This window comes from Acidimicrobiales bacterium, assembly GCA_035316325.1.
In the GTDB taxonomy this organism is placed as follows: domain Bacteria; phylum Actinomycetota; class Acidimicrobiia; order Acidimicrobiales; family VFJN01; genus DASXTK01.
In genome coordinates this window covers 26,334-38,307 of record DATHJB010000029.1, presented here as the reverse complement: position 1 = coordinate 38,307, position 11,974 = coordinate 26,334, and the positions used below count along the sequence as shown (strand labels likewise).

The following is an 11,974-nucleotide window of genomic DNA, read 5'->3' as shown; positions in this document are numbered from 1 at the left end:
TTGCTGCCGATCACGTCGACGTACGGGCCGATGCGCTCGAAGCCGTCGTCGGACAGGCACTCGGCGAGGCCGTCCCAGTCCCGGGCCGCGTAGCACTCCACGAACCGCTCGATCACCGGCATGTCAGGCTCCTTCTCGCTGGGGACGTCGCCGCCGCGGTACCGCTCACGGAGGGCCGGCTTGAGCACCTTCCCGGTGGCGTTCCGGGGCAGGGCGTCGACCACGACCACCCCCGACGGCTTCTTGTAGGAGGCGAGGCGCTCCCGGCACCACGCCACGATCTCGTCGCTGGTGGGCGGCGCGGCCGGGTCGGCCGGGACGACGACGGCCAGCGGGGTCTCGCCCCAGCGCTCGTGGGGCACGCCGATCACCGCCACCTCGGCGACGGCCGGGTGCTCGGCGATCACCGCCTCCACCTCGGGGCAGTAGATGTTCTCGCCGCCCGAGATGATCATGTCCTTCTTGCGGTCGACGACGTAGATGTAGCCCTCGTCGTCGATCCGGCACAGGTCGCCGGAGTGGAACCAGCCGCCGGCGAACGCCTCGGCGTCGGCCTCGGGCATGTTCCAGTAGCCGAGCATCACGGTGGGCGCCCGGTAGACGATCTCCCCCACCTCGCCCGGGGCGACGTCGTGCATGTCGGGGTCGACGATGCGGGCCTCGACGTTGATGATCGGCCGGCCCACCGAGCCCTGCTTGCGCTCGGCGTCGGCGGCCATGAGCACGCAGGTGACCGGGCTCATCTCGGTCTGGCCGAAGAAGCTGAAGATCGACACGCCGGGGAACGTGCGGTGCATCTTCTGCAGCACGTGGACCGGTGTGCCCGCGGCGCCCCACGACGCCCGCCGCAGCCGCAGCCGGGCGGCCCGTCCCGCGGCGGCGTCGCACACCTCGTCCCACTGCATGCCGACGAAGACGCAGCCGGTGACGCTCTCGCGCTCGAGCTCGTCGACGGTGGCGACGGCGTCCCAGGCGCCCGAGGGGAGGATCACCGAGCGGCCGCCGGCCATGACGTAGGGCAGGATGCCGACGAGGCCGCCGATGTGGAACAGCGGGAAGTTGGCGTACCACACCTCGTCGCGGCCCTGGATGCCTTGCTGGACCATCGAGTTGAAGGTCTGGACCACCAGGTTGAAGTGGGTGAGCACCGCGCCCTTGGGCCGGCCGGTGGTGCCGGAGGTGTACATGATCAGCGCGGGTGCGCTCTCGGCGACGTCGACGGTCAGCGGCTCGGGGGACGACGCGGCGAGCACGTCCTCGTAGTCGCGGCCCACCACGATCACCGTGTCGAGCGGGGGCACGAGCGGGGCGAGGTCCTCGTCCACCACCACGGCCCGGGCGCCGCTGTCGTCGAGGATGAACGCCACCTCCCGGGCCACGAGCCGGAAGTTGACGGGCACGACGATGGCGCCCAGCCGCCAGCCGGCGAAGAGCGCCTCCACGAGCTCGATGCTGTTGCCCATGAGCAGCGCCACGCGATCGCCGGCGGTGACGCCGCGGTCGGCCAGGGCCCGGGCCAGCCGGGTGACGCGCTCGTCGATCTCGGCGAAGGTGCGGCCGACTCCCTGGCACGTGAACGCCACGTCGTCGGGGTGCTGGCGGGCGACGCGTGCCAGCTGCTCGCCGTGCGACATGCGGCGCGCCGCGTCGAGCGTCGCCGAGGTATCGGTCGCTGCGTCCATGTCTCGTCCCCCCGTCGCCTGAGCCATCAACAGTATCTTATGTAAGATAGGGAAGTTACCAGCTGGCGGACCGAAACAGGAGCGACATGGACTACGTGCTTGGAGAGAGGGCCGAGGCGCTCCGACACCGGCTCCGGGAGCTCATCGACGAGCACGTGCCCGACGACTTCCTGGGGGCGTTCACCGACGACCCCGAGGACCTCGCCGTCGCCCAGCGCTTCTGCAAGCTCCTGGCCGCCGAGGGCCTGCTGGCCATGGCCTGGCCCAAGGAGAACGGGGGCGGCGACGGCTCCGTGTGGGAGCAGACCATCGTCCGCGAGGAGATGTGGGCCCACCACGAACCCCGCGGCGCCCAGTACATGGGGATCAACTGGGTCGGCCCCGCCATCATGCGCTTCGGCACCGCCGAGCAGCAGGCGCAGCACCTGCCCCCGATCGCAGCGGGCGACGTCATCTGGTGCCAGGGCTTCAGCGAGCCCGACGCCGGTTCGGACCTGGCGTCGCTCACCACCCGGGCGCAGCCCGACCCGTCGGGGGGCTGGCGCATCTCCGGCCAGAAGATCTGGACGTCCTACGCCCTCATGGCCCAATGGTGCATCCTCGCCGCCCGCACCTCGCCCGACAAGCACCACGGCATCACCATGTTCCTGGTGCCGATGGAGCGCGAGGGCATCACCGCCCGGCCCATCGCGTCGATGCTGGGCCCGCACCACCTCAACGAGATGTTCCTCGACGAGGTGCACGTCGGGCCGGAGGACGTGCTGGGCGAGATCGGCCAGGGCTGGACCGTCATCCGGGAGGCCCTCAAGTTCGAGCGGGTGGGCATCGCCCGCTACGCCCGCTGCGACCGGCTGCTCACCCTGCTGCGCCAGGCGCTGGGCGACCGCTGGCACGACCTGCCGGGCGGGCTGCGGGCCCGCTGGGCGCGCGCCCTCGTGCAGGTGCGGGTGGCGACGCTGCTCGCCTACCGGGTGATCGACGCGCAGGACAAGGGCCGGGTGAACGACGCCGACGCCAGCATCGCCCGCGTCGCCGTCACCCTGTGCGACCAGGACGTCGCCGAGGTGCTGTTCGAGGCGCTGGGCGGCCGGTCGCTCGACGACCGCCACGGCACCCACCCCGTGCTCCAGGGCGCGGTCGAGGACCACTGGCGCTACGCCCAGGCGGCCACCGTCGCCTCGGGCACGATCGAGATCCAGCGGATGCTGGTGGCCAGAGCGGCGCTCAACGGGAGCCCGAAGTGAACCTGGAGCTCCCCGAGGTCGCCGCCGAGTTCGGGGCGACCGCGCGGCGGGCGTTCGCCGACGCCGGTGGGGTGGAGCTGGCCCGCCGGGCCGAGGCCGACCCGGCGGTGCGCGCGACCGTCGTGGCGCCGCTGCTCGCCGGCCTGGGCGCGTTCGACCTGCCCCTGCCCCTGGGCCCGGACGACGGCGACATCGACGCCGACGTGGCGCTGGCCGCGGGCGAGCTGTGCCGGGCCGCCGGGCGGGTGGCGCTGCCCTACCCGCTCGCCGCCGTGCTCGCCTCGCCCGACGGCACCGAGCGGCCGATCGCAGTGGTGGATCCGGAGCTGCCCCGAGCCGACCACGGCGACCTCTTCCCCACCTGGCAGCTGGCCACCCTCGACGGCGGCCGGGCGTGGACCGGGGCGCCCTCCGGACCGGTGCTGGGCACCAAGCTCGGGCCGTTCGTCACCGACCTGCGACTCGACGCCGAGACCCCCGACCGCGACCTGACGTTCCCGGCGGCACTGACGCTGGCCCTCGATGCCTGGCGGGTGCTGGGCACGCTCGAGCGGGCGCTGGAGACCACCGCCGCCCACGTCACCAGCCGCGAGCAGTTCGGGCAGCCGCTGGCAGGGTTCCAGGCCGTGCAGTTCCAGGTCGCCGACGCCACCGTCGCCGCCCGGGCGCTGCGGGAGCTGGCCGGCTTCACCACGTGGCGGCTGTGCGTGGCGCCGCTCGACCGCCTGGTCGACGCCCTGGCGCTGCGGGTCAACGCCGTGGAGGGCGCCCAGCAGGTGCTGCGCACGTGCCACCAGCTCCACGGGGCGATCGGCTTCTGCGACGAGCACGACCTGTCCGTGCTCTCGCGCCACGTCCAGCCGCAGCTGCGGCTGCCCGGCGGACTGGAGGCCACCACCGAGCACCTGCTGGCGGCGGTGGAGGAGCTCGGGTTCTCCAGCCTCTTCGGCGAGGGCTCGTCACCGGCGCCAGCCGCTTCGGGGTCGACATGAGCGGGGACGCCAGGGTCGCGGTCGTCACCGGCGGGAGCGGCGGCATCGGCTTCGCCTGCGCCGAGGCCCTCGTCGGCCGGGGCTACGACGTGGTGCTCACCGCCCGCCGGGCCGGGCCGCTGCAGGAGGCGGCCGACAAGCTGGGCGCCCGCTGGGTCGCCGCCGACAGCGCCGACGAGACCGAGTTCGCCGCGGTCGTCGAGCCCCTGGAGCGGGTCGACTTCCTGGTGCACGCCGCCGGCATCCTCGACGGCACCTTCGTCCGCAAGGATTCCGTCGCCAGCTTCGACCGGATCATCCGGGCCAACCTGCGGTCGACCTACGTCGTCACCGCGGCGGTGCTGCCCAAGATGCAGGCCGGCGGGCGCCTGGTCTACGTCTCGTCGTCGGCCGCGAAGGCGGGGATGAAGGGGCGCAGCGCCTACTCGGCGTCGAAGGCGGGGATGAACGCCTTCGCCCAGGCCCTGGCCGGCGAGGTCGCCCGGGACGGCCTGCAGGTCCACGTGCTGGTGCCGGCGCCGGTCGACACGGCGATGCTCGACCGGGTCACGTTCCCGATGCACACGCTGCGGCCCGCCGACGTGGGCGCCGCCGTCGCCTTCCTCGACGGCCTCGACCCCGGCGTGGTGCTGCCCGAGATCGTGTTGGAGGCCGCGGCGGAGGGGCCCTTCGCCCCGGACCCGGTGGTCCCCGAGGCCGCCCGTCGGAAGGGGTTCGGTTCGTGACCATCGACTACACGCAGGACGACCACGTCGTCACCATCACCATCAACCGGCCCGAGGCCCACAACTCGCTCGACATGGAGCACTTCGCCGCGCTGCACGGGGCGTGGGTGCGGTTCCGCGACGACGACACCGCCTGGGTGGCGGTGATCACCGGGGTGGGCCGGGCGTTCTGCACCGGCGCCGACCTCAAGCGGTTCATCCCCGAGCTCACCGGCGAGCTGCCCCGGCCCGACGGCTGGGACGCGGAGACGGCCGTCCACGCCGTGCTCCACCGGTTCCCGGTCTACAAGCCGATCATCGCGGCGGTGAACGGCGTGTGCGTGGCCGGGGGCATCGAGATGCTGGGCTCGACCGACATCCGGGTGGCGTCGCCCGACGCCCGCTTCGCGGTGATGGAGCCGAAGCGGGGCCTCTTCGCCGGCGGCGGGACGACCGTGCGGCTGGTGCGGCAGATCGCCTTCCCGCACGCCATGGAGCTGCTGCTGACCGCCGACATGATCGACGCCGCCCGGGCATTGGAGATCGGCCTGGTCAACAAGGTGGTGCCGGCCGACGAGCTGCTCGACGCCGCCTACGACTACGCCCACCGCATCGCCGCGAACGCCCCCCTCGCCGTGTTCGCCACCAAGCAGTCGGCGATCGAGAGCCTCTCCCTCGACCTCGACGCCGCCTTCGACAACGAGTCCCGCCACAGCGACCGCATCTTCGCCACCGCCGACGCGAAGGAGGGCCCGAAGGCCTTCCTCGAGAAGCGCCCCCCGATCTGGCAGGGCCGCTGACCGCCGAGTTCCACGGGGTGGTCGTTCTTCTGGCGTGCCGACGGGTCGTCGGTCCTGGCACCATGGGGCGTCGGGCGACCGAAATGGTCGTCTCCTGCCGCATCGAGCCCCGACCCGCCTGATCGTCCGGTGCCAGGCGACCCTTTCAGTCGCCACGCACCGCACGGAACAGACCGTCGATGGCCTCGACCGCCCGGCCAGAGGTGACCGTCCCGTCCCGAGTCATCTGTAGTCGCCAAACCACAGTCGAGTCATTCGTCGTCGGAGACCGATCACAGGCGACTCAAGAAGAACCAAACGACCACAAACGACTCGCCAACCCCCCTTGGAACCGTCGTCTAGGCCGGCACGGGCTCCGGGTAGAACTGGCGGGACCAGCGGCGGAAGGACATGATCGGGCCGTCGTCCGGGGAGAGGGCGGGCGTGGGGCGGTAGAGCTTGTGCTCCCAGATGGGGGCGTCCTGTCGGGCCTGCTTGTGGAAGTCGTCGACGAGGCCGCGGCCGATGTTGCTGATGCCCTCGCCGTCCTTGGCCCTCGGCACCAGGAACGTGTAGCCCGACTCGACGGTCTCGTCGTCGACGGGCGTCACCGTGAACAGCGCCGCCGCCCGCAGGATGCCGGTGGGCCGCACCACGTCGATGCCGAGGCCCCACAGCTCGGAGATGACCGCCCCCTCCACGTCGCCCCGGGGTGTCACGAAGGTGACCGCGGCGGTGGCCTGCAGGCGGGGACCGTCCTCCTCCAGCTCGACGCCGCCGAAGCCCGACGTGCCGTGCACGAACCGGAAGTGGGCGACGTCGACGACGTTCTCCATCACCTCCTGCACGTGGGTGCGCATGGTCCACCGCTCGCCGGCCTGCCACACCAGGTCGGGGTCGTCGCACTCCGGCACCTGTGGCACCGTCCACGTGGGCGGCCCACCCTCCGCCGAGAACCACACGTACACCGCGCCGTTGGCCTCGGCGACCGGCCACACCGGGATGCGGGCCTTGCCGTTGGTCCGGCGGCTGTAGGGGACGTCGACGTTGCGGCCCTCGCCGTCGAACCGCCAGCCGTGGAACGGGCAGACGATGTCGTCGCCCTCCACGCAGCCGCCGTGGCCCAGGTGGGCGCCGAGGTGAGGGCAGTAGGCGTCGAGCACCCGCACCACACCGTCGGCGGCACCCCGGTAGGCCACCAGCTCGCGCCCGAAGTAGTGGAGCGGCACGACCGAGCCCGCCGCCAGCTCGTGGCCGTAGGCGACCTGGTACCAGCCGTCAGGCGTGGCCGGGAACGGGAACCGCGCCGTCACGAGGCGCGGCCTCCCTCCACGGGGGCGTCGGCGCCGGGCTGCTTCATGAAGACGCTGACGTGGACGATCAGGCCGGCGTCGTCGCGCTCGAACAGGATGAGCTCGGGGAACTCGGTCCGCACGCCGTCCACGTCGAAGGTCTCGCTCAGCTCCACGTAGGTCACGTGGTCCGACGCGTGTGACACCCGCTGCACCTTCAGCTCGTAGTCCTTCAGCGAGGCGATGATCCCCCGGAGGAACTCGACGTAGGGCGCCTTGCCCGCGATGTCGTCGCAGAACGGGCCGGAGCGGGTGAGCCCCGACTCCGCGATGGTCGCGGCCAGGCCGTCCCAGTCCTGCGCCGCCATGCACTCCAGGTAGCGCTCCACGTTGGTGGTCATGACCCCTCCTCCTCCACACCCAGGTACTCGTCGAGCACGGTGGCGCCGGCGTCCTGGGCCTTGCCCGACCACACCATCCGGCCCCGCCGCAGGATCAGCGCGTCGTCGGCCAGCTCCAGTGCCCGCTCGACGAACTGCTCCACCAGTACGACGGTGACCCCGGCGTCCCTGGCCTGCCGCAGCACGTCGAAGGACATCTCCACCAGCTTGGGCGCCAGGCCCAGCGACAGCTCGTCGGCCACCAGCAGGCGGGGCGGCACGGCCAGCACCCGGGCCAGGGCCAGCATCTGGCGCTCGCCGCCCGACAGCGTGGACGTGGCCTGCCGCCGGCGCTCGGCCAGCACGGGGAACATGTCCAGCGCCCGGGCCACGGCATCGGCCCGCTCCGACTTGGCGACGGTGCGGCTCACGCTCAGCCGCAGGTTCTCGGCCACGGTGAGGCCGGGGAACACGCCGCGGCCCTCCAGCACATGGGTCACGCCCTGGCGCGCCACCCGGTGGGCGGGCCAGGAGGTGACGTCGCGGCCGTCGAGCTCGATGTGCCCGCTCGTCGGGGCCACCAGTCCGGAGACCGCCGACGCCACCGTCGACTTGCCGGCGCCGTTGCTGCCCAGCACCGCCAGCACCGACCCGGCCGGCACGTCGAACGACACGCCCGACACGGCCCGGGTCAGCCCGAAGTCGACCACCAGGTCGCGCACGGACAGCAACGGCGGCGCCGTCGACGCCTCGGCAGGCTCCACGCCGGCGACGAGGACGTCGTCCGCCGGCGGTTCGATCGTCGCTCTCGTCATCGTGTGGCCTCCGTCCCGATGTAGGCGGCCTGGACCACGGGGTCCGACCGCACCTCGGCAGGCGTGCCCGACGCGATGAGCCGCCCGAAGTCGAGCACGTCCACGCGGTCGGACAGCCCCAGCACCAGCTGCAGGTCGTGCTCCACCAGCACCAGCGCCACCCCTTCCTCGTCGCGGGCCTTCAGCAGCACGGTCGCCAGCTGCTCGGTCTCCCGGCTGTCGAGGCCCGACGACGGCTCGTCGAGCAGCACCACCTTGGGCCCTGCCGCCAGCGCCCGGCCGACCTCCACGAGGCGGGCCGTCCCCAGCGGCAGCGCCGCGGCCGGCTGGTGCTGCACGTCGACCAGGCCCAGGCTCTCCACCAGCTGGTCGACCCGCTCCTGCTCCTCGGCGTTGCCCGACCGGCGGTCGAGGCCGACGAGGTCGCGCAGGTAGCTGGGCCGGCCCCGCAGCGACCGGTAGGTGAGCTGGAAGTGCTCGCGCACCGACAGCTCGGCGAAGAGCTGCACCCGCTGGAACGTGCGCAGCAGGCCGCGGCGGGCCCGGAACTGCGGGGTGCGGCCGGTCACGACGTCGCCCTCGATGAGCACGTCGCCGTGGGTGGGCTGCAGCAGCCCGGACAGCACCCCGAACAGGGTGGTCTTGCCGGCGCCGTTGGGCCCGACGACGCCCAGGATCATCCCCGGCGACGCCTGCACGGTCACGTCGTCGAGCGCGGCCAGCCCACCGAAGCGCATGGTGACGTTGCGGGCCTCGAGCAGCGGCACAGCCGCGTCGACCTCGGGAGCAGTCTCGGCCACGGCGCTCATGCCGCCGCCTCCACCGTTGCGTCGACCGGGCCACCGGTCGTGGCCGGAGCCGACGATCGCCGCAGCTTGTGGAACAGGTGCGACCAGTGCTCCACGGTCTGGGTGACGATGCCGCGGGGCTCCCGGGCGACCATGATCGCCCCCAGGCCGAACAGCATGGTGGGCACCTCGGCGTACGAGTCGGAGACGTAGCTGCTGAACAGCGCCGGGAACACCGAGAACGCGACCCCGGCGAGCAGCGCCCCCGTGATCGAGCGGACGCCCCAGGTCACCGCGACCGCCAGCCAAACGATGCCGACGATGGCGTTGAACGACCCGGGCGTGGCCCGCCCCGAGAAGCTGGCCAGCAGCCCGCCGCCCACGCCGGCCATGAAGGCGCTCAGCCCGAACGTCGCGACCTTGGCCCGCATGGTCCGCACGCCGATGGTGCGGGCCGCCACCTCCGACGACCGGATGGCTGCCAGCGTCATGCCCGTGGTCGAGCGGCGCAGGTTGGCGACCACGACGGCACCGATCACGAACACCCCCAGCGCCAGGTAGAAGAACGACAGGTCGCTGTCGAACCGGAACCCGAAGACCGAGGGCCGGGGCAGCGGCTGGCCGGCGTGGAGGTTGTCGATGCGGTCGATGGTGAACAGGGCGCTGTCGGCCAGCACCGCGAAGCTCAGCGTGGCCAGGGCCAGGTAGAGCTCCCCGAGCCGCAGCCCGGCCAGCGCCACGAGGATCCCGAACGGCACGGCGACGAGCGCCGCCACGAACACGGCGGGACCGGCGTCCCACCCGTGGAACTCGGTGAGCTGCGCGGCCCCCATGGCCCCGACGCCGGCGAACGAGATCTGGCAGAGCGAGATCATCCCGCCCTCGCCGGTGACCAGCACGAACGACAGCATGGCGATGGCGACCGCCACACCGGAAGCGGTGACACCCAGCCAGTAGGGCGTGAGCGTGCCCGGCACGACCAGCGCCAGCACGCCGAACACGGTCCACGTCGCCACCTGGGTGCGCCGCCGGCGGGCGGCCTGGTCGGGCGAGCGGGTGAGCATCGGCGTGGTGGCCGGCGCCTCGGTGCCGCGCCGGTGCAGCACCACCCCGTAGATCACCAGGAACACCAGCATCACCACGAACGGGATGCTGGGGCGGGTGGCCCGGGCCCAGTAGCCCGAGTCGGGCAGCACCTTGGTGACCAGCGTCTGGGACAGGCCCAGGCCGATCGCCCCGACGAACGTCCACGGCAGGCTGCGCAGCCGCCCGACCACCACCGCGGCGAACGACGAGATCAGCAGGACGCTGAACGACACCTCGTTGAGGCCGAGCACCGGGGTGAGCAGCACGCCCGCCAGTCCCGCCATGGTGGTGCCCATCATCCACGCCACCGCGGTGACGGCCGCGGGGTTGACGCCCATCACCGACGCCAGGTCGCGGTGGTCGACCACGCCCCGCATGGTCAGGCCCAGCGTGGTGTACCGCAGCACCGCGGCCAGCAGCAGGCCGACGACCACGGCACAGACGAACACGGCGATCTGGTTGGCGTTGAGCGTCACGCCGAGCACGTCGTACTCCGGCACGGGCGTGGCGAAGAACCCCGGTGGCAGCACCGGTTCGGTGTCGACGAACAGCATCTTCCCGATGGGTGGGACGGCGACGTAGAGCCCGATCGTCGCCACCAGCTGGACCGTCGTCGGGGAGTCCGACAGCCGCCGGAACAGCACCGCCCACAGCAGCAGGCCCAGCAGCGGGGCGGCGACACCCACCGCGAGGAGCCCGGCGACCAGCGCCGGCCAACCCCTCACGGTGTTCAGGTCGTAGTAGAGGAGGGCGATGAAGAACGCCAGCGCCCCCTGGGCGAAGTTGAAGATGCGGGACGAGACGTAGGTGAGGACGAGGCCGAGCGAGGAGATGGCATAGATCCCCCCGAACACCATCCCGGAGACGATCAGCAGCTTCATTCAGTCGATGACCTCACCGCAGAGCGCCTCACCGTCGGTGACCGGCACGAACTCGCCACCCTCGACCTTCACGTAGTGGAAGCACATCCCGTAGGGCTGGCCAAAGGTCGCCTCGAAGTCGATGGCCGGGTTGAGCAGGCCGTCGGCGTCGTAGTCGTCGACCTGGCGCAGGTTCTCGATGAACGCCTCGCGGGTCGGGCACTCGGCGCCGGCCTCCTCGATGCCCCGGATGAGCAGCTCGCCGATCATCCAGCCCTGCAGCACCTCCTGGGCCGGCGGCGTGTCGGGCGAGTACTCCTCGAGCGCGGCCAGCATCTTCTGGTGGGCGGGCAGGTCGTGCTCGTAGGGCACGGCGTCGGTCGAGAAGTAGACGCCCTCGGCGGCCTCGCCGGCCTGGTCCAGCGTGGTGGGGCTGTAGCCGGCGGGGAACAGGATCACCTTGAGGTCGGCCCCGGCCTGGCGCACCGCTGAGGCGGCGGCGAGGGCGTTCTGGGTGATGATCGGCAGGTACAGGCCGTCGGCGCCGCTGTCGGCGATCTCCTCGGCCTCGGTGGTCCACTCGGTGTTGCCGTAGGGGCTGTTGGTGCTGTTGAACACCACCTCGCCGTCGGCGGCCTCGAACGACGCGGCCATGCCGTCGGCGGCGGCCTGGGTGGAGGCCTCGGCGTAGCCGAGGATGGCGAGCTTCTCGACGCCCTGCTCGCTCAGGAACTCGCCGCCGGTGGTGGTCGCCACCGGCTCGGGGGAGTTGCTGCCGCTGTAACCGAACATGTTGTCGTACGTGCCCCACTCGGGGTTCACGTTGAAGCCGACCACCGGGATGCCCTCGTCGTGCAGGTACGACGCCGGGCCGGCGATCACCGACGAGGCCGCCATCACGGCGAACACGCCCTTCTGCTCGACCAGCTCGCGGGCGGCGGTGACCGCCCGGTTGGCGTCGGCCGCGTCGTCGACGGCCTCGACCACGATCTCGCGGCCGCCGATGCCGCCCTCGGCGTTGAGGGCCTCGATGCGGGCCTCGATGCCGGCCTGGTGGAGGCTGTAGAAGGCGGCCGAGGGTGTGGTCAGGGCGGACAGCTGGCCGACCTTGATCTCGTCGTCGGACACGCCGGGCGAGTCGCACTCGCCGCCGCTGCCGCCACTGGCGCCGCCGCCGGACCCGCCCCCGTCGGTGGATGGCTCGTCGCTGTCGCCGCAGGCTGCCAGCAGCAGCCCGGACACCACCAGAAGCGCCGTCAGGCGCCGCGCCGTCGTCACAGGTCTTCCCCCCGCTCATGGATCGCTATCTCTGTATCATTTAAAAGATACAGTGAACACGGAACCGGCGTCAA

11 protein-coding genes are annotated in these 11,974 nt (G+C 72.2%); 4 read left to right on the top strand and 7 right to left on the bottom strand.

Translation table 11 applies throughout. The features are described 5' to 3' along the window. The coding region (locus VK611_04215; protein HMG40504.1) for an AMP-binding protein at positions 1-1,682 on the bottom strand (1,682 nt) is incomplete at its 3' end. A gap of 86 nt (positions 1,683-1,768) precedes the next feature. Between VK611_04215 and VK611_04210 the strand changes: the two genes are divergently transcribed. The 4 genes from VK611_04210 to VK611_04195 are packed head-to-tail and all read left to right on the top strand — an operon-like array spanning position 1,769 to position 5,422. After that, a complete protein-coding gene (locus tag VK611_04210; protein ID HMG40503.1) occupies positions 1,769-2,926 on the top strand; it encodes an acyl-CoA dehydrogenase family protein in 1,158 nt (385 codons plus the stop codon). Further along, positions 2,923-3,918 (top strand): acyl-CoA dehydrogenase family protein, encoded by a 996-nt coding sequence (locus VK611_04205; protein HMG40502.1) that lies wholly within the window; start codon positions 2,923-2,925, stop codon positions 3,916-3,918. The genes VK611_04210 and VK611_04205 overlap by 4 nt, the downstream gene beginning before the upstream one ends. Further along, positions 3,915-4,643: an SDR family oxidoreductase gene (locus VK611_04200; GenBank protein HMG40501.1), complete on the top strand. Its 729-nt coding sequence runs from the start codon at positions 3,915-3,917 to the stop codon at positions 4,641-4,643. The genes VK611_04205 and VK611_04200 overlap by 4 nt, the downstream gene beginning before the upstream one ends. Beyond that, positions 4,640-5,422 carry an enoyl-CoA hydratase-related protein gene (locus tag VK611_04195; GenBank protein HMG40500.1) on the top strand — a complete coding sequence of 261 codons (783 nt, stop codon included), beginning with the start codon at positions 4,640-4,642 and terminating at the stop codon, positions 5,420-5,422. Before VK611_04200 ends, VK611_04195 begins: the two co-directional genes overlap by 4 nt. A gap of 338 nt (positions 5,423-5,760) precedes the next feature. Here the strand turns inward: VK611_04195 and VK611_04190 are convergent, their stop codons facing one another. The 6 genes from VK611_04190 to VK611_04165 are packed head-to-tail and all read right to left on the bottom strand — an operon-like array spanning position 5,761 to position 11,900. Then, positions 5,761-6,714 (bottom strand): Rieske 2Fe-2S domain-containing protein, encoded by a 954-nt coding sequence (locus VK611_04190; GenBank protein HMG40499.1) that lies wholly within the window; start codon positions 6,712-6,714, stop codon positions 5,761-5,763. Further along, a complete protein-coding gene (locus VK611_04185) occupies positions 6,711-7,094 on the bottom strand; it encodes a nuclear transport factor 2 family protein (protein HMG40498.1) in 384 nt (127 codons plus the stop codon). The genes VK611_04190 and VK611_04185 overlap by 4 nt, the downstream gene beginning before the upstream one ends. Further along, complete coding sequence (locus tag VK611_04180) at positions 7,091-7,888, bottom strand: ABC transporter ATP-binding protein (protein ID HMG40497.1); 798 nt, start codon at positions 7,886-7,888, stop codon at positions 7,091-7,093. The genes VK611_04185 and VK611_04180 overlap by 4 nt, the downstream gene beginning before the upstream one ends. Then, the gene (locus VK611_04175; protein HMG40496.1) at positions 7,885-8,697 is read right to left on the bottom strand and encodes an ABC transporter ATP-binding protein; all 813 of its coding nucleotides are present in this window, start codon (positions 8,695-8,697) and stop codon (positions 7,885-7,887) included. Before VK611_04175 ends, VK611_04180 begins: the two co-directional genes overlap by 4 nt. Beyond that, complete coding sequence (locus VK611_04170; protein HMG40495.1) at positions 8,694-10,643, bottom strand: ABC transporter permease; 1,950 nt, start codon at positions 10,641-10,643, stop codon at positions 8,694-8,696. The genes VK611_04175 and VK611_04170 overlap by 4 nt, the downstream gene beginning before the upstream one ends. Then, the gene (locus VK611_04165; protein ID HMG40494.1) at positions 10,644-11,900 is read right to left on the bottom strand and encodes an ABC transporter substrate-binding protein; all 1,257 of its coding nucleotides are present in this window, start codon (positions 11,898-11,900) and stop codon (positions 10,644-10,646) included. Positions 11,901-11,974 lie beyond the last annotated feature (74 nt).

What these genes read in the sequence shown, in the direction of transcription:
- VK611_04180 (HMG40497.1), bottom strand. Translation starts at nt 7,888, where the DNA reads ATGACGAGAGCGACGATCGAACCGCCGGCGGACGACGTCCTCGTCGCC.
- VK611_04200 (HMG40501.1), top strand. Translation starts at nt 3,915, where the DNA reads ATGAGCGGGGACGCCAGGGTCGCGGTCGTCACCGGCGGGAGCGGCGGC.
- VK611_04170 (HMG40495.1), bottom strand. Translation starts at nt 10,643, where the DNA reads ATGAAGCTGCTGATCGTCTCCGGGATGGTGTTCGGGGGGATCTATGCC.
- VK611_04210 (HMG40503.1), top strand. Translation starts at nt 1,769, where the DNA reads ATGGACTACGTGCTTGGAGAGAGGGCCGAGGCGCTCCGACACCGGCTC.
- VK611_04185 (HMG40498.1), bottom strand. Translation starts at nt 7,094, where the DNA reads ATGACCACCAACGTGGAGCGCTACCTGGAGTGCATGGCGGCGCAGGAC.
- VK611_04175 (HMG40496.1), bottom strand. Translation starts at nt 8,697, where the DNA reads ATGAGCGCCGTGGCCGAGACTGCTCCCGAGGTCGACGCGGCTGTGCCG.